The organism is Actinoallomurus acanthiterrae (assembly GCF_054775715.1).
In genome coordinates this window covers 9,126,162-9,142,726 of record NZ_BAAHCO010000001.1, presented here as the reverse complement: position 1 = coordinate 9,142,726, position 16,565 = coordinate 9,126,162, and the positions used below count along the sequence as shown (strand labels likewise).

Genomic DNA, 16,565 nt, shown 5'->3' with positions numbered 1-16,565 from the left:
TTGAGCGCATCATGGCCGTGCAAATCGCTCCCAGCATTCTGTCCGCCGACTTCGCCCGCCTCGCCGACGAGGTGACGGCTGTGTCCAACGCCGACTGGATCCACGTCGACGTGATGGACAACCACTTCGTGCCCAACCTCACCATCGGCCTGCCGGTGGTCGAGTCGCTGCTCAAGGTCACGCCGCTACCGCTGGACTGCCACCTGATGATCGAGGACCCGGACCGGTGGGCCCCCGGCTATGCAGAGGCGGGCGCGTCCAGCGTGACCATCCACGCGGAGGCCGCGAGCGCCCCGATCCGTACGCTGCGGGCGATCCGTTCGGCGGGAGCGCGTGCCGGGCTGGCGCTGAACCCGGGCACCGCCGTCGAGCAGTACGCCGACCTGCTGCCCGAGATCGACATGATGCTCGTGATGACGGTCGAGCCGGGCTTCGGTGGCCAGTCGTTCCTCGACGTGGTGCTGCCCAAGGTGCGGCGCGCCCGGGAGCTGATCAAGGGCCGGGAGCTGGACGTCTGGCTGCAGGTCGACGGCGGCGTCAACGCCGAGACGATCGAGCGCTGCGCCGAGGCGGGCGCGGACGTCTTCGTGGCGGGGTCGGCGGTCTACTCCGCCGACGACCGCGGCGAGGCCATCCGCTCCCTACGCGAGCAGGCGAGCGCCGCCTACACCGCGTAGACCGCGCCTGCCTGCGCGAGCCGTGAGCGCTGCCCACGCTGCGCCGCACCGCCTATGCATTGCACCGCGTCCGCGTCGCCCGCGCCGCGCCACGCCGCATCGGCCTTGTCGCCGTCGGGGGAGCGGGTCGCGAGCTCACCGGGCCGCCGCCCGCGCTGCGTAGGCGCCGGTCGGCGTCGCGCGGGAGCGGCACGGGTTCCGCCGGCCATGAGGCCGTCGCCTGCGTCTCGGCGGCTGTCACGGCGCGTCCGTACGCCTCGTCGCCCGTGACGGCGTGGTCCTATGCCTCAAACACCACGGCGCCGTCGCCGTTCGGGTGGCTGCGGAGCCGGCCCTGGGTGACGAGTACCAGCAGGTGGGCCTGGGTCTCGGTGGTGGCCAGCATCTGGTTGAACATGTCGAGGTCGTCGAAGTGGCGTTCGCGCCGGGTCCAGGTCAGGGCGCGGGCCGTCTCGTACGCCGTGCCCGAGCCCGCGGTGACCGCCGCCGCGCAGGCGTCGAGGCGTTCGGCGTGGTGTGCCAGCAGGGCGTCGACGCGGGCGTGCACGCTGTCGGTGACGGGCCCGTGGGCGGGGAGCAGCCGCAGGTCGGGGAGTTCCCGGACGATCCTCAAGGAGTCCAGGTAGGCGCCGAGGGGAGAGGCGCCCGGGACGCTCTCGAACCCGATGGACGGCGTGATGTGGGGCAGGACGTGGTCGCCGGCGAACATCAGCCCGTCGTCGAGGTCGGCGAAGACGAGATGCCCCCGGGTGTGGCCCGGCGTGGGGACGGCGAGGAGGTCCCGGCCGCCCAGCGGCAGCGCCGTGCGGCCGTCGATCCAGTCGTCGGGCATCTCCCACTCGAGGACGTCGTGGCCGCCCTCCCGCCAGGCGGCCTTCATGCGCTCGACGAGCGGTCGCGCGCCGCAGGTCAGGAGTTGCGCGAGCTGGGGGGAGTCCTCACGCCGGATCGGCTTGGTGAGCAGTTCGAGGGTCGCGCGCTCGCCGATGCCGAGGCTGACCCGCGTCCCGAACTCCCGGCGGATGCTCACCGCCTGCGTGTAGTGATCGCGGTGGACGTGGGTGACGAGGAACCGCGTGATGTCCCCGAGGCCGTACCCGATCTCCTTCAGCGCCGCCTCGAGCCGCCGCCGGGACTCCTCGAGGGCCCAGCCGCCGTCGATCAGGACCAGCCCGTCCTCGCCCTCGACCGCGTAGACGTTGACGGCGCGGAGGCCGTCGCTCGGAAGGGGCAGGGGGATGCGGTGCACGCCCGGCGCCACCTGGAACGCTCCAGGCTCTATCCACTCCGTCCGCTGCGTCATCGGCCCGCCTCATCTTTCGCACTAGAACGACATTCGATCTATATCGGACCACGGGCGGCCCGCGCCATTGTTAGCGTCCACAAGTTTCGATGCCAACCAAGCGAGCGCTTGCTTGGCCAGCTGTGGACATCCTCACATATGGCGTGGAATGTCCGGCGTGGCACACTGGTTGGGAGTCAGTAAGCGTGCTCCGGGGTCGGTGAAATTCCGAACCGGCGGTGACAGTCCGCGACCCGGCCGAAACCATCGGCCGGTTGACCCGGTGAAACTCCGGGACCGACGGTTAAAGTCCGGATGGGAGGCAGCGCGCGGCCGTGCCCTTCGTGGGCATGGCATCTGTGGCCTTGCCACACACCCGGAGCCTGATGAGGGAGGCCCGGGTGACCGATCATCCCGCGCAGGAGCGGGCGATGCGCCGAGCGCTGGCGCTCGCCGTCCGCGCCAGCGGTGAGACCAGCCCCAATCCCGTCGTCGGCTGTGTCGTCCTCGACGCCGCCGGAGAGGTCGCGGGCGAGGGGTACCACGCCTACGCCGGCGGCCCGCACGCCGAGATCGTCGCGCTCCGGGAGGCCGGCGACCGCGCCCAGGACGGCACTCTCGTCGTCACCCTCGAACCCTGCGACCACCAGGGCCGTACCGGCCCGTGCACCCTCGCCGTCATCGACGCCGGCGTCCGGCGCGTCGTCTACGCGGTCGCCGACCCCGACCCGGTCGCGGGCGGCGGAGCCCGCCGGCTCGCAGAGGCGGGCATCGAGGTCGAGGGCGGGCTGCTCGCCGAAGAGGCCGAGCGGGCCAACGCCGAGTGGCTCACCCGCACCCGGCTGAACCGGCCGCACGTCACCTGGAAGTTCGCCGCGACGCTGGACGGCCGGTCCGCGGCCGCCGACGGCACCAGCCAGTGGATCACCGGCCCGGAGGCCCGGCACGACGTCCACGAGCTCCGCGCACGCTGTGACGCGATCGTCGTCGGCGCCGGGACCGTGCTGGCCGACGACCCCCGCCTGACCGTACGGGGCGTGCAGCGTCACGATCACCTGCTCACGTCGCGCAGGCCCCTGCGCGTCGTCGTAGACGGCCGGGCGCGTACGCCGCTGACCAGCCGGGTCCTGGACGACGAGGCTCCCACCCTGATCGCCGTCGCCGAGGACGCCGACGCCACGGCGCTGGAGGCCCGCACGGCCGTCGTCCGCCTGCCGCGCGGCGACGGCGGGCTCGACCTGGCCGCCCTCCTCGCGGAGCTGTGCGACCGGCAGATCGTCTCGGTCCTCCTCGAAGGCGGCCCGACCCTGGCCGGCGGGTTCCTGGCCGCCGGACTGGTCGACCGGGTCGTCGCCTACCTCGCCCCCACGCTCCTCGGCTCCGGCGCCACCGCGCTCGGCCCGGCAGGCGTCGGCACGCTCGCCGAGGCCCGTCACCTGCGGATCGAGGACATCACGCGGATCGGCCCGGACCTGCGCGTCACCGCCGTACCGCAAGCCGCCGAACCCCCCACCCGGCCGGTAGCGGCCCGAAGGGAGAACTGAATGTTCACCGGAATCGTCGAGGAACTCGGCGAGGTGGTCGCGCTCGAACCGGCGGGGGACTCCGCCCGGCTCACAGTCCGCGGCCCGCTCGTCGTGTCCGACGCCGTGCACGGCGCGTCCATCGCGGTCAACGGCGTCTGCCTCACCGTGACCGACGTCAAGGACGACGCGTTCGCCGTCGACGTCATGAAGGAGACGCTCGACCGCTCCAGCCTCGCCGGCCTGGAGCCGGGATCGCCGGTCAACCTCGAACGCCCCGTACGGCCGACCGACCGGCTCGGCGGCCACATCGTCCAGGGCCACGTCGACGGCGTCGGCCGGATCGTCTCCCGCGAGCCCGGTGACCGCTGGGAGGTCGTGACCGTCGAGCTGCCCCCGCAGCTGGCCCGCTACGTCGTCGAGAAGGGCTCGATCACGGTCGACGGCGTCAGCCTCACCGTCGTCGAGGCCCGCGACGACGCCTTCACGATCGCGCTGATCCCGACGACGCTCGAGCTGACCACGCTGGGCCGCAAGGGCCCCGGCGACCCGGTGAACCTCGAGGTCGACGTCGTCGCCAAGTACGTCGAGCGGCTCGTCACGGCGGGAGGGGCACGGTGAGCTCCTGGACACAGGCGGGCGTCACCGTCCTCGGCGAGAAGGTCCTGTGGACCGACCTGGTGGGCAACGTCCTGTCCCTGGGCACGGTCTGGCTGGCGATCCGCCGCACGATCTGGACCTGGCCCGTGCAGATCGCCGGCGCGGCGCTCCTGCTCGTCGCCTCGCTCAGCGCGCACGCGCCGGGCAACGCGCTCAAGCAGGTGATGTTCCTGGCGCTGGCCTCGTACGGCTGGGTCCGGTGGCTGCGCGGCCTCCGGGAGAACCGGGAGCTGGCCGTGCGCCCGGCCACCCCGCGCGAGCGCACCGCGCTCATCGGCGTGCTCGCGGCGGGCACCGCCGCGGTGGCCCTCCTCTTCGCGAACATCCCCTGGCTGCAGATCTCCTGGTCGCCGCTGGCCAACGCGTACATCTTCGTCGGCAGCGCGGTCGCGACGTTCGCGCAGAGCCGCGCGCTCGTCGACTTCTGGGTCATCTGGGTCCTCGTCGACCTGGTCGGCGTCCCCCTGGCGTTCAAGTCGGGACTGTACGTCTCCGGCGCGGCGTACGGGATCTTCTTCATTCTCGTCCTCGCCGGTTTCCGTGACTGGCTGAAGCAGTACCGCCGGCAGCGGCGGCACACCGAGCCCGAGGTGGTAGCGGCATGAGTTTCGACAGCGTGGAAGATGCGATCGCGGACATCGCGGCCGGCAAGGCAGTGGTCGTCGTCGACGACGCCGACCGGGAGAACGAAGGGGACATCATCTTCGCCGCCTCCAAGGCGACGCCGGAGGTGGTGGCCTTCACGATCCGCTACAGCAGCGGCGTGATCTGCGTGCCGATGGAGGGCGATGACCTCGACCGGCTGCAGATCCCGCTGATGACGGCGCACAACAACGAGCGGATGCGCACCGCGTACACCATCAGCGTCGACGCCCGCGACGGCGTCGACACCGGTATCTCCGCCGCCGACCGCGCCCACACGATCCGTACGCTCGCCGACTCGGCGACCGAGCCGTACGAGCTGGTCCGGCCCGGCCACATCTTCCCGCTGCGCTACCGCGAGGGCGGGGTGCTGCGGCGGCGCGGGCACACCGAGGCGGCGGTCGACCTGGCGCGGCTCGCCGGGCTGACCCCGGCCGGAGTGCTGGCCGAGGTCGTCAACGACGACGGCACGATGGCGCGGCTGCCGCAGCTGGAGATCTTCGCCAAGGAGCACGACCTCAAGCTGATCTCGATCGAACAGCTCGTGGAGTACCGCAAGCGGACCGAGCGGATGGTCGAGCGCATCACCGAGACCCGGATCCCCAACCGCCACGGCATGTGGCGCGCGGTCGGCTACGCCAGCGAGGTGGACGACGGCGAGCACGTCGCCCTCGTGTACGGTGACCTGGGCGACGGCGAGGACGTCCTCGTCCGGGCCCACTCGGAGTGCCTGACCGGCGACGTGCTCGGCTCCGAGCGCTGCGACTGCGGCACCCAGCTCGAGGCCGCGATGGCCGCGATCGCCGCCGAGGGCAGGGGAGTGCTGCTGTACCTGCGCGGCCACGAGGGCCGGGGCATCGGCCTGCTGGCCAAGCTGCGGGCCTACCAGCGCCAGGACGACGGCTCCGACACCGTCGACGCCAACCTCGAGCTCGGCCTGCCGGTGGACGCCCGCGAGTACGGCAACGCGGCGCAGATGCTGCTCGACCTCGGCGTCCGGTCCGTCCGGGTGCTGACCAACAACCCGGCCAAGGTCGCCGGGCTGGAGAGCTTCGGCGTCGAGGTACGCGGACGCGAGTCGCTGCCCGTCTCCGTCACCGAGCACAACCGGCGCTACCTCGCCGCCAAGCGCGACCGCCTCGGCCACACGATCGGAGATCTGGGATGAGCGGAGCCGGACGTCCGGAGGAGACCTTCGTCGACGCCTCCGGGCTGCGACTGGGCATCGTCTGCACCCGGTGGCACGCGCAGGTCACCGACCAGCTGCTGGAACGGGCCGTCGCGACGGCCAAGGAGTGCCGCGTCGCCGATCCGGTGGTCGTGCGCGTGGCCGGCGCGCTCGAGATCCCGGTCGTCGCCCAGCAGCTCGCCCGCGACAACGACGCGGTCGTCTGCCTGGGAACGGTCATCCGCGGAGGTACCCCGCATTTCGACTACGTCTGCGACTCCGTCACCGCGGGTTTGACGAGGGTTGCCCTGGACGAAGGCACCCCGGTGGGCAATGGGGTACTAACATGTGAGACGCTCGACCAGGCATTGGACCGATGCGGGCTGGACCACAGCCACGAGGACAAAGGGATGGAGGCGACCGTGGCCGCTCTTGATACGGCACTGACCCTGCGAGGTCTTCGGCACCACGGTCACGCGCGGCATGACGCGGAGCATCTGGGCTCCTGAGCGTCGACGCCGCGATACCCATCTCTCGCAGAAAGGTTCATTAACCGTGCTGTCACTCGTGCTGCCCAAGGGCTCTCTGGAGAAGGCGACGTTCGAGCTGTTCGACGCCGCCGACCTGACCGTCCGCCGTGGCTCCGACCGCGACTACCGCGCCTCGATCGACGATCCGCGGATCGACCGCGTCCGCGTCCTGCGCCCGCAGGAGATCCCGACCTACCTCGAGCAGGGGCTGTTCGACCTCGGCATCACCGGGCGCGACTGGATCACCGAGACCGACTCCGACGTCGTCTCGCTCGGCGAGCTGAAGTACTCCAAGGCCACGTCCAACCCGGTGCGCGTCATCATGGCCGTGCCGAACGACGCGCCCTGGCAGACCGTCTCCGACCTGCCGGAAGGGGTACGGATCTCCACCGAGTTCCCCGCCCTGACCGAGCGCTTCCTCACCAAGCACGGCGTCAAGGCGCGGGTCGTGCCGTCGTACGGCGCGACCGAGGCGAAGGTCCCCGACATCGTCGATGTGATCGTCGACCTCACCGAGACCGGCTCCTCGCTGCGCAAGAACGGCCTGCGCATCCTCGACACCCTGCTGACCAGCTACACCGAGCTGGTCGCCAACCGCGAGGCGTACGAGGACGCCGACAAGCGCGCGGCCATGGAGGACATCGCGCTGCTGCTGCAGGGCGCGATCCGGGCCCGCGGCAACGTCCTGCTCAAGCTCAACGTCGAGAACGGCGCGCTGCAGTCGGTCCTGGACATCATCCCGTCGATGTCGTCGCCGACGGTCACCCCGCTGGCCGGCGGTGAGATGCACGCGGTCGAGAGCGTCGTCGCCAAGCACGGCGTGAACACCCTGATCCCGGCGCTCAAGGCGGCCGGTGCCCGCGACATCCTCGAGATCCCGATCTCCAAGATCGTCGACTGACCTCTGCGTTAAGGCGGCTCCCTCATGACCACGGCGACGTGGCGGCCACGACGGGCCAGAATCGTCCCGTACGTCCTTGCGACGGTGGTGGTCGCCAGCATGATCGCCCTAGCCGTGGTCATGCCCGCCGTGTGGAGTCTCGGCGACCGGATCGGCCTGGTCGTGATCGGGCTGATCGTCGCCGGGATCCTGCACATGCTCGCCCGCAGCCGGGTGACGGCCGACCCCGACGGGGTGACGGTCGTCAACGGCCTGCGCACGCACGAGTACGAGTGGGCGGAGGTGCTGGGCGTGTCCATGGACGAGGGCGCGCCCTGGCCCTCCCTCGACCTGGCCGACGGCTCCACCGTGGCGGTCATGGGCATCCAGTCCTCCGACGGCGAGCGCGCGAACCGCGCCCTTGCCGAACTGGCCGCCCTCATCCGCGAACGAGGCGAGACCACCGGCCCCTGACCGGAGTCGAGGACCGTGATAGCACTGGCTGAGGTGCGTATGGCCGTGGTCGGTCCCGAGCCGATCGTGGCCGTCGGCTCCGCCCAGCATCGGATCGGGTCACACGGGGGATGAGTGATGGCTGACGAGGCCGCCGATGCCGAGGCGCTGCGCGCGCGACTGCGGCACGTCTACTGGATCGGCGGCGGCAGCGGCGCGGGCAAGTCGACGATGGCCCGGCGCATCGCGGCCCGGCACGGCCTGCACGTGTACTCGACCGACGAGGCGATGCCGGACCACGCCCGCCGCAGCACGCCCGAGGACGCCCCGTACCTGAGCGGGTTCATGACCATGGACATGGACGAGCGCTGGGTGAACCGGTCTCCGGAGACCATGCTCGAGACCTTCCACTGGTTCCGGGGCGAGGGCTTCGGCCTGATCGTCGAGGACCTGTTGCGCCTGCCGGCGGAGACCGGCATCGTCGCCGAGGGCTTCCGGCTGTTGCCGCACCTCGTCAAGCCGCTGCTCGCCGCGCAGGACAACGCGGTCTGGCTCCTGCCGACTCCTGAGTTCCGCTGGACGGCGTTCGACGGCCGTGGCTGGGAGATCCCCCAAAGGACCGGCGATCCGGAACGGGCCCGGCGCAACCTGCTGGAACGCGACCGGATGTTCACCGACCGCCTCTTCGAGGAGACGAAGCGCCTCGACCTGCCCGTCATCGAGGTCGACACCGCGATGAACGAAGCCGAGCTGGCCGGCCGAGTGACGCAGGCGTTCGGGCTCTAATCCCGGGATACGCCGGCGCGTCCCGGGTATCGACGTCATTTTCCACCCGGCGACGGACTCCACCGCTCTGCGACTGACCAATAGAACCGTTTTGGTCAGTTCGTCGACTATTGTGGTGGCGACAGGAAGGGAGTCGTCATGAAGGACACAGTCGGGCGGGGCCGTGCGCTGGTGGTCGGGCTCGGGGTCGCGGGCATCGCCACCGCGGTGCGGCTACGGCAGGTGGGCTGGGAGCCGGTGCTGGTGGAGCGGGCCGCCGCGCGCCGCTCGAGCGGGTACTTCATCATGCTGTTCGGCACCGGGGTCGCCTCCGCGCGGCGGCTGGGCGTGCTGGAGGCGATCGGCGACCGCGGCCATCCGGAGCTCGTCAACTACGAGGTGGACCGGGCCGGGCGCCGCACGCCAGGAATGAATCCGGCCAATATGCCCGGCGTGGTCACCAGACCCCGGCTGCTGCTGCGCGGCGACGTGGAACAGGGACTGTTCTCCGCGCTGCCGGCCGACGTGGAGATCCGCTACTCCACCGTGCCCACCCGCATCACCCAGGACGACTCCGCGGCGGAGGTCACCCTGCGCGACACCGCCTCCGGTGCCACCGTCACCGAGCGCTTCGACCTGGTGGTGGGCGCCGACGGGATGCGCTCGACCGTACGCGAGCTGGTCTTCGGCCCCGAGGTGTACCTGCATCCGCTCAACTACATGATCGGCGCCACCGCGCTCGACGCGCCGATCGAGGGCTTCGGCCTGCACGAGGGCCTGATCATGGCCGAGCCGGGACGCTCGGCATGGACCTTCCCCTTCTCCGATCACGCCCCGAGTCTGCTGTTCTCCTACCGCACCGACGACATCGACGCCGAGTTCGCACGCCCGCCGATCGAGTCCATCCGCGCCGCGTTCGGCCCGGAGCCCGCGGGCCCCCTGCTGGAGACCTTGTACACGCGGTTCGAGCAGGCCCCGGAGCACCTGTTCGACGCCGTACACCAGGTGAAGATGCCGACCTGGCATCGCGGCCGGGTCGTCCTCGTCGGCGACGCCGCCTGGTGCGTGACCCTGTACGCGGGCATGGGAGCCTCCAGCGGCATCGCCGGCGGCGAGCTACTGGGCACCATGCTGCAGCGCCACCCCGACGACCTGCCCGGCGCGCTGCGGGCGTGGGAGGCACGGATGCGGCCGTTCATCGACATCGAACAGGACAGCGCCCTGATCATGCGCAGGATCTTCACCCCCCACGATCGCAAGGAGCAGATCATGCGCACCGTGATGCTCCGCCTGATGACCAGGCCGATCCTCAGACAGGCCATGGGCAAGATAATGAAGGGCCCCGACTTCACGAACAAAGAGCTCGACGTCGCCGCCGTGTGACCCGTCTCGCGCCCGAAAGAAGAGGACAGCACAGGTGAGCCAGCTGATCGAGCACCGCTCGCGTAAGGCCGCTCGCATCCTGGACAGCGCACGCGAGCTGGTGCTCGACCACGGCGTGCGCAAGGTCACGGTCAGCGAGATCGCCCAGGCCGCACGGGTCGGCAAGGGCACCGTCTACCTGTACTGGCCCGCCAAGGAGGATCTCATCCTCGGGCTGTTCGCCCGCGAACTGCTGGCCTTCCTGGATGAGATCATCGGCCGTCTCCTCGCCGACCCCGCAGCGGTGCTGCCGCGCCGCCTGGCACCGCTGCTGATCCGTACCGGACTGAAACTCCCGCTGGCGCACCGCCTCGGCAGCGGCGACGCCGACCTGCTGCGGCTGCTCACGCAGCAGGCCGGCGACCGCGACCTGTTCGCCCGCACCAGCCCCAGCGCCCTGTGCGAGGCGGTCATGCCGATCTTTCACCGACACGGTCTGATCCGCCGTGATCGTCCGCTGGCCGGCCAGGCCTACGCCATGCACGCCGTACTCACCGGATTCGGCACCGCCATGTCCGACCCGGCCACCGCCCCGTCCGGTGTCGACCACCCTGACGAGGTCCTCGCCGACGCCGTGGCCGTGCTGGTCGAACCGCCCATCGCCCCCAGCGACCCGGCCATCGCCGCAGCCGCCGAGGAGACCGTCGCCGTCATGCGCCAGACCCGGGAGGCGGTTCTGGACCTCATCGAGCGCAGTCAGGTCGCCGAATAGTGATCTATCGCAGCTTGGACCGGTGGGTGGTCGCCGCCCGCCGGACCGGGCGGCCGTGGGCAGCCGGCCCTGCCTGGCGCCGAACAGCACCACGAGGCTGTCCCGTCCGCACGCGTGGGGCCGCGTCGCCGTCGCGGTCATCGGCGGCTGAGAGCGACCGCGCACCATGTGACCGCCCGGACGCGTACGCGGCCCGATCAGCGGCGGATGAGGCCGAGGTCGGTGGCGACGGCGACGGCGGCGGTGCGGGATTCGACACCGAGCTTGGCGTAGGCGTGGGCCAGGTGGGACTTGACGGTGCCCTCGGTGAGGTGGAGCCGCCGGCCGATCGCCTGGTTGGACAGGCCGTCCGCGACGAGGGCCAAGACTTCGGTCTCGCGCCGGGTCAGGGCGATCGCCGGGCTGCGCAGCCGGTTCATGAGCCGGTCGGCGACGGAGGGGGCCAGCGTGGTGCGGCCGGCCGCGGCGGTGCGCACGGCGGCGGCGAGCTCCTCGGGCGGAGCGTCCTTGAGGAGGTAGCCGGTGGCGCCCGCCTCGATGGCGGCCAGAGTGTCGGCGTCGGTGTCGTAGGTCGTGACGATCAGGACACGCGGGGCTCCGGGGCGGGCGGTGATGGCGGCGGTCGCCTGCGCGCCGCTCATTCCCCGGCCGAACTGCAGGTCCATCAGGACGACGTCCACATCGCCGTCGGCGGCGCGGGCGACGGCCTCTTCCGCGGTGGCCGCCTCGGCCGCCACCGTGATGCCGGGTTCGGTCTCCAGCACGGCGCGCAGCCCGGCCCGCACCACCGGGTGGTCGTCGGCCAGCAGCAGGCGGATGGTGGCGTCGGTCATGGGATCGCCTCGGCCTCGGGTGCGGCGGACCGGGGGAGGGGAAGCCGGGCGGTCAGGACGGTGCCGTGCCCGGGGGCGGACTCGATCGTGAGGGTGCCGTCGAGAGCACGCACACGGGCACGCATGGCCGCGAGCCCGAAACCGCCGCCCTCCGGGTGAGGGACGGGCGGTCGGTCCGGGTCGAAGCCGACACCGTCGTCGAGGACGTCCACGGTGACGTGGTCGCCGACATAGCCCAGGGTCACCTTGGCGGTGACGGCGTGGGCGTGCTGGACGACGTTGGCCAGGGCGGACTGGCCCACGCGGAGCAGGGCGACCTCGTGCGCGGTCGGCAGGGGCACCGGGTCGCCGGCCAGGTGGAACCGCGCGGTGAGCGGATGGCGGGTGGAGGTGGTGGCGCACAACCGCTCCAGCGCGCCGGCCAGCGTGGTGCCATCCAGCACGGGCGGGGCGAGGGCGGCGACGAAGCGGCGGGCCTCGGCGAGGTTGTCCACTGCGGCCTGACGGGCCTGGCCCACATAGCGGGCGGCGGTGTCGGGCCGGTCGGGAAGGACGCGTTCGGTGGCGCGCAGGAGGAGCTGGATACTGGACAGGCCCTGGGCGAGGGTGTCGTGGATCTCTCGGGCCAGGCGCTCGCGCTCGGCCAGCACCCCGGCGGTGTGCTGGGCGGCGGCCAGATCGGCACGGGTGGTGGTGAGCTCCTCGATCAGCCTCCGGCGGCGTTCGCTTTCCTGGTAGAGGGCCTGATACCCCCACACGACCGCGACCGCCACGGCGGCGCCGAGGGCCGGGCCGATCGCGGCGGCCGGTCTGAAGGTGCCCTGGTGGGCGGCGAAGGCCGTGATCGCCGCGAGCACGGTGGCGATCACCGCGGCGAGGCCGGCGCTGCGGGGCAGCAGGTGCAGCTGCAGGAAGTACAGAGGAAAGGCGACCCAGACGGCGTCGGCGGACAGCGTCAGCAGCACCAGCCATACGACGCCTACGGCGGTGAGCCACAGCATGGCCGCCCGGCGAGATCGCCGGACACGGGGCAGGACCGGCCCGGCCGCGTACACCAGCGCCAGCGCCGCGGCCGCCGCCACGGCGGGGGCGGCATGCGGCCCGCCGCCGGCCACGGCCCGGGCGGCGGCGAAGGCGAGCAAGCCGGCGACCAGCAGGTGCAAGCACCACGTCAGGGCCCGGACGGTGAGGGCCAAGGTGGGCGCGGTGCTGTTCACGATCTCTCCAGCCTAGAAGCCGAGGCCCACAGGTGCCTCCATCGAAAGTTAGAACCCGGCCGCCACCCTTCGGCCCAGGAAGTCCCGTCCTCGGCCGGATGCCGTTGCCGGGCGGGGCGGCGACGGTGGAGGTGTACCGCTTCCACCGTCGAAAGGGCAGGTCCAAGCCGTGTTCGTGGCCTGGAGAGACCTGAGGTTCGCCAAGGGGCGCTTCGCCCTGATGGGGACCGTCATCGTGCTGATCACCGTGCTGGTCGGGCTGCTGTCCGGGCTGACCGCCGGGCTGGGCCGGCAGAACATCTCCGCGATCAGCAACCTGCCCGCGGACAGGATCGCCTTCGGCGCGCCCGGCGGTGGACAGGGTCTCTCGTACTCGAACTCCACCGTCACCGCGCGGCAGTGGCGGCAGTGGGCCGAGACGCCCGGCGTGACCAGCGCGGAGCCACTCGGCATCACCGTCACGCGGGCCGTCGCCGGAGACAGGAGCGCCGGCGTCTCGGCCTTCGGCGTGCGGCCCGGCACCGCACTCGCGCCGGACGGCGACCGGATCGACGAACGCTCGGTGGTGGTCTCCACGTCCGCCGCCGAGGACCTCGGTGTACGGCCCGGCGGCACCCTCACGCTCGCAGGGCGGCCCCTGACCGTCGCCGCCGTACGGGGGGACGCGCACTTCAGCCACACTCCGGTCGTCTGGACCAGCCTGGACACCTGGCGGAAGACCGCACCACCCACTTCCACGGACGAACCGGCGGCCACCGTCATCGCCCTCAAGACCACCGCACGCGCCGACGTGAAGGCCGCCGACACGGCGGCGGGCACCAGGACGGTGTCCAAGGGCGACTCGCTGACCGCGATCGGCTCCTACACCTCCGAGAACGGCTCCCTGCAGTTGATGCGCGGCTTCCTGTTCGCCATCTCCGCGCTCGTCATCGGCGCCTTCTTCACCGTATGGACCATCCAGCGCAGCGCCGACGTCGCGATCCTCAAGGCGCTGGGCGCCTCCACCGCCTACCTCCTGCGCGACGCCCTCGGCCAAGCCGTCGCCCTGCTGACCGGCGGCACCCTCGTCGGTACCGTCATCGCCGTCGCCCTCGGCGCCGTCGTGGCGGGCTCGGCCGTCCCGTTCATCCTCACTCCGGCGACCATCCTTCTCCCCGCGACCGTGATGATCCTGCTCGGTGCGCTCGGGGCCGCCTTGTCCGTCCGCCGCATCACCTCAGTCGACCCGCTGACCGCCCTGGGGAGCGCCCGTTGAGCCTCACACTGACCGACATCACCCTCACCTACCCTGACGGCGACGGCCGCCTGACCGCCCTGGACCACGTCGACCTGGAGGTGCCCAAGGGCAGTCTCACCGCCCTGGTCGGCCCCTCCGGCTCCGGCAAGTCCAGCCTGCTGGCCGTCGCCGCGACGCTCATCACCCCCGACGCCGGCACAGTCACCATCGACGGCACCGTCACCACCGGGCTGACCCGCGGCGAGCTGACCGCCGTGCGGCGCCACAAGATCGGCATCGTCTTCCAGCAGCCGAACCTGCTCCCCTCACTCACCGCCGCCGAACAGCTCCAGGTCATGGCCCGGATCGACGGTCGCTCCCCGGCCAGGGCCCGGCTCCGGGCGATGGAACTGCTCGACGCGGTCGGCCTGGCGGACCAGGCCGACCGCCGTCCCCACCGGCTGTCCGGCGGTCAGCGTCAGCGGGTCAACATCGCCCGTGCCCTGATGAACGATCCCACCGTCCTCCTGGTCGACGAACCCACCAGCGCCCTCGACCATGAACGCGGTGCCGCGATCATCGATCTGATCACCCGTCTCACCCGCCAACGGGCCACCGCGACCGTCCTGGTCACCCACGACCGTGCCCACCTGGCCGCCGCCGACCGGGTCGCCGAAGTCCACGACGGACGCCTCCGCATCCCGGCGGCCCGCTGAGGCCCGACCCGGCGATCCGGCCACAGCGAGCGGGCCGCACAGCGCGACCGAAAGTGCCATGAACCGATCGACGCTCAGGTCGCTTCGGCGCTGAGGGTCTGTGCGACGGATCGGCGGGCTGCGATGCGGGCGGGTACGGCGGTGAGTGCGGCTGTTACGGGTAGGGCGGCGAGTGCGGCGGTGAGCAGCGACCACGCGGGCGGCCAGACCGCGTTCGGAGCGCTGAAAGGCAGGCACAGGATGATGCCCATGGGGATGCCGGTGAGGGCACCGGGCAGGGTCGGAAGCAGTTGCGCGGTGGACAGTCCGGCGGTGATCTGTCCGGGGGTGGCGCCGAGGGTGCGTGCGATGGCCATCGTGGGGCGGGCTTCTTGTGCCGTGGTCCAGGTGATGGTGATGGTGTTGATGACGGCGAGGACGATCAGCGCGGCGGTGACGGCCAGCATCATGTGCCGTCCTTGGTCGGCCTTCAGGTTGGTCAGGCTGGAAGAGCCGTCCAGGCCGTAGCCCCTGGCGGGCTGGGCGTACTGCACCAGTAGGGAGGTGATGGTGGTCAGTGTGGCCGTCATGTTGCACGCGTGCAGGAACGCGCGGCCGGGTCGGCGGGCGATCAGGCGAAGCCCGAGCAGGAGCGGGGTCGGCAGCAGCGCGGAGATTCGGGTCAGGTGGGCTCGGTGCTGGGGCTGGTGGGCGGTGTCGGCCAGCGCGGCGATGGTTTCCGTGCGCACGGCCCGGATGGTCGGGCCGAGGGTGGTGAGGGCCGCCACGGCCAGGGCGATGACGGTCGTGACGGCGATGGTGGTGCCGGTCGGTCCGGTGGCGGCGGTGATCAGGCTGGCGGTGGGATTGATGATGGCGGGCTCGACCAGCCGGGCGACGGTCAGCCCGAGTGCGTCGGCGATCAGCGCGAGGGTCAGGTATTCGGCGAGCAGGACGGCGGCGATGAGGCCTGGTGTGGCGCCGACGGCCTTGAGCAGTCCGACCCGGCGGGTCTGCTTGGCGGCGCGTCCGGCGGCCAGCGTGGCCACGCCGGCGATGGCCAGGAAGCTGATCAGCCAACTGCCGATGACCAGGATCGGCTGGCTGTCCTTGAGCATGACCGAGTCCTGGACGGCCATGAACTGCCAGGTGACGAAGTGCGTCGTGGTCTGGGCGGGATCCGCCGACGCCCGGTGTGCGTCCAGGAACGCTTGGGTCGCGGCGGGGTCGCGTAGCTTCAGGTAGATGGCGGAGCTCACCGACACGTTCGCGGAGACCAGCGCCCGAGTGTCCGGTTCGTTCAGCCAGACCAGACCGCTGGAGTCGCTCGGCCCTTCGACCCCCATCTGCGCCCACGGGTAGACGGTGTAAGCCGCGGTCACGGCGATTCCGGCGACCGGCAGCGAGCGGCCGGCGACGGTGATGTGGTCGCCGACGTGGACGCCCAGTGCGTTGGCGAAGCCGCGTTCGACCACGACGCCTCCGGGGCGTACCCAGGTGCCCGAGGTCACCAGGGGGCGGTCGATCGGGCCCGGTGTCGCATCGGCGCCTTGCGCCACGACGTTCGCCTTGGTGCCGTGCGCCGTGAGGGTCGTATAGAACTGGCGGTACGGTCTGCTGCTGGCGACGACTTCGGGAGCGTGCGCCAACGACGTCAGGGCCGAGGTCGCGGCCCGGTCGGTGCCAGGGGAGAACGCCACGAAGTCCGGACCCGCGGTGGCGGCACGGGTCTGCCGATAGAGCGTTTCGGTCGCGCTGTGCAGTGACATGCCCAGGCTCAGCATGGCGGTGGCGGCGGTGATCGAGACCAGGAGCATCACCGCCTGGGCGGGATGGCGGCGTACGTCGGCCAGGACCAGGCGGAACACGAGCAGGATGCGGCCCACGGCC

18 protein-coding genes and 1 riboswitch are annotated in these 16,565 nt (G+C 71.6%); of the genes, 14 read left to right on the top strand and 4 right to left on the bottom strand.

Translation table 11 applies throughout. The features are described 5' to 3' along the window. Nucleotides 1-11 precede the first annotated feature (11 nt). Nucleotides 12-677 (top strand): ribulose-phosphate 3-epimerase, encoded by a 666-nt coding sequence (rpe, locus tag ACYVF7_RS43055; protein WP_460351754.1) that lies wholly within the window; start codon nucleotides 12-14, stop codon nucleotides 675-677. 280 nt (nucleotides 678-957) lie between these two features. Here the strand turns inward: rpe and ACYVF7_RS43050 are convergent, their stop codons facing one another. After that, nucleotides 958-1,980 (bottom strand): MBL fold metallo-hydrolase, encoded by a 1,023-nt coding sequence (locus ACYVF7_RS43050; RefSeq protein ID WP_460351753.1) that lies wholly within the window; start codon nucleotides 1,978-1,980, stop codon nucleotides 958-960. Nucleotides 1,981-2,161: 181 nt separating this feature from the next. Continuing rightward, nucleotides 2,162-2,292: riboswitch (FMN riboswitch) on the top strand. Between the two features lie 68 nt (nucleotides 2,293-2,360). Between ACYVF7_RS43050 and ribD the strand changes: the two genes are divergently transcribed. The 11 genes from ribD (at nucleotide 2,361) to ACYVF7_RS42995 (ending at nucleotide 10,865) form a co-directional block, all read left to right on the top strand. Then, nucleotides 2,361-3,503 (top strand): bifunctional diaminohydroxyphosphoribosylaminopyrimidine deaminase/5-amino-6-(5-phosphoribosylamino)uracil reductase RibD, encoded by a 1,143-nt coding sequence (gene ribD, locus ACYVF7_RS43045; RefSeq protein WP_460351752.1) that lies wholly within the window; start codon nucleotides 2,361-2,363, stop codon nucleotides 3,501-3,503. After that, nucleotides 3,504-4,103: a riboflavin synthase gene (locus tag ACYVF7_RS43040; RefSeq protein ID WP_460351751.1), complete on the top strand. Its 600-nt coding sequence runs from the start codon at nucleotides 3,504-3,506 to the stop codon at nucleotides 4,101-4,103. Next, complete coding sequence (locus ACYVF7_RS43035) at nucleotides 4,100-4,747, top strand: nicotinamide mononucleotide transporter family protein (protein ID WP_460351750.1); 648 nt, start codon at nucleotides 4,100-4,102, stop codon at nucleotides 4,745-4,747. Before ACYVF7_RS43040 ends, ACYVF7_RS43035 begins: the two co-directional genes overlap by 4 nt. Further along, the gene (locus ACYVF7_RS43030; RefSeq protein WP_460351749.1) at nucleotides 4,744-5,952 is read left to right on the top strand and encodes a bifunctional 3,4-dihydroxy-2-butanone-4-phosphate synthase/GTP cyclohydrolase II; all 1,209 of its coding nucleotides are present in this window, start codon (nucleotides 4,744-4,746) and stop codon (nucleotides 5,950-5,952) included. Before ACYVF7_RS43035 ends, ACYVF7_RS43030 begins: the two co-directional genes overlap by 4 nt. Next, nucleotides 5,949-6,461: a 6,7-dimethyl-8-ribityllumazine synthase gene (gene ribH / locus ACYVF7_RS43025; protein WP_360877966.1), complete on the top strand. Its 513-nt coding sequence runs from the start codon at nucleotides 5,949-5,951 to the stop codon at nucleotides 6,459-6,461. Before ACYVF7_RS43030 ends, ribH begins: the two co-directional genes overlap by 4 nt. 46 nt (nucleotides 6,462-6,507) lie before the next feature. After that, a complete protein-coding gene (gene hisG, locus ACYVF7_RS43020; RefSeq protein WP_460351748.1) occupies nucleotides 6,508-7,383 on the top strand; it encodes an ATP phosphoribosyltransferase in 876 nt (291 codons plus the stop codon). Between the two features lie 24 nt (nucleotides 7,384-7,407). Further along, nucleotides 7,408-7,836, top strand: coding sequence for a PH domain-containing protein (locus tag ACYVF7_RS43015; protein ID WP_460351747.1), 429 nt, complete (start codon nucleotides 7,408-7,410; stop codon nucleotides 7,834-7,836). Nucleotides 7,837-7,953: 117 nt separating this feature from the next. Continuing rightward, complete coding sequence (locus tag ACYVF7_RS43010) at nucleotides 7,954-8,601, top strand: hypothetical protein (protein ID WP_460351746.1); 648 nt, start codon at nucleotides 7,954-7,956, stop codon at nucleotides 8,599-8,601. A 138-nt stretch (nucleotides 8,602-8,739) separates the two neighbouring features. Beyond that, entirely contained in the window at nucleotides 8,740-9,963 is a 1,224-nt protein-coding gene (locus ACYVF7_RS43005; protein WP_460351745.1) for an FAD-dependent monooxygenase, read from the top strand. Nucleotides 9,964-9,997: 34 nt separating this feature from the next. Then, complete coding sequence (locus tag ACYVF7_RS43000; protein ID WP_460351744.1) at nucleotides 9,998-10,714, top strand: TetR/AcrR family transcriptional regulator; 717 nt, start codon at nucleotides 9,998-10,000, stop codon at nucleotides 10,712-10,714. A 22-nt stretch (nucleotides 10,715-10,736) separates the two neighbouring features. After that, the gene (locus tag ACYVF7_RS42995; RefSeq protein ID WP_460351743.1) at nucleotides 10,737-10,865 is read left to right on the top strand and encodes a hypothetical protein; all 129 of its coding nucleotides are present in this window, start codon (nucleotides 10,737-10,739) and stop codon (nucleotides 10,863-10,865) included. 46 nt (nucleotides 10,866-10,911) lie between these two features. Here ACYVF7_RS42995 and ACYVF7_RS42990 read toward each other — a convergent pair whose 3' ends face one another. Continuing rightward, nucleotides 10,912-11,547, bottom strand: a complete 636-nt coding sequence (locus ACYVF7_RS42990; RefSeq protein WP_460351742.1) for a response regulator — start codon at nucleotides 11,545-11,547, stop codon at nucleotides 10,912-10,914. After that, nucleotides 11,544-12,764: a sensor histidine kinase gene (locus tag ACYVF7_RS42985; protein ID WP_460351741.1), complete on the bottom strand. Its 1,221-nt coding sequence runs from the start codon at nucleotides 12,762-12,764 to the stop codon at nucleotides 11,544-11,546. Before ACYVF7_RS42985 ends, ACYVF7_RS42990 begins: the two co-directional genes overlap by 4 nt. Before the next feature lie 169 nt (nucleotides 12,765-12,933). On the opposite strand from ACYVF7_RS42985, the gene ACYVF7_RS42980 reads away from it, so the two are divergent. Both ACYVF7_RS42980 and ACYVF7_RS42975 read left to right on the top strand, forming a co-directional pair. After that, nucleotides 12,934-14,019 carry an ABC transporter permease gene (locus tag ACYVF7_RS42980; RefSeq protein ID WP_460351740.1) on the top strand — a complete coding sequence of 362 codons (1,086 nt, stop codon included), beginning with the start codon at nucleotides 12,934-12,936 and terminating at the stop codon, nucleotides 14,017-14,019. After that, nucleotides 14,016-14,696 carry an ABC transporter ATP-binding protein gene (locus ACYVF7_RS42975; RefSeq protein WP_460351739.1) on the top strand — a complete coding sequence of 227 codons (681 nt, stop codon included), beginning with the start codon at nucleotides 14,016-14,018 and terminating at the stop codon, nucleotides 14,694-14,696. Before ACYVF7_RS42980 ends, ACYVF7_RS42975 begins: the two co-directional genes overlap by 4 nt. 74 nt (nucleotides 14,697-14,770) lie before the next feature. On the opposite strand, the gene ACYVF7_RS42970 is transcribed toward ACYVF7_RS42975, so the two are convergent. Then, nucleotides 14,771-16,561 (bottom strand): ABC transporter permease, encoded by a 1,791-nt coding sequence (locus ACYVF7_RS42970; RefSeq protein WP_460351738.1) that lies wholly within the window; start codon nucleotides 16,559-16,561, stop codon nucleotides 14,771-14,773. Between the last annotated feature and the right edge of the window lie 4 nt (nucleotides 16,562-16,565).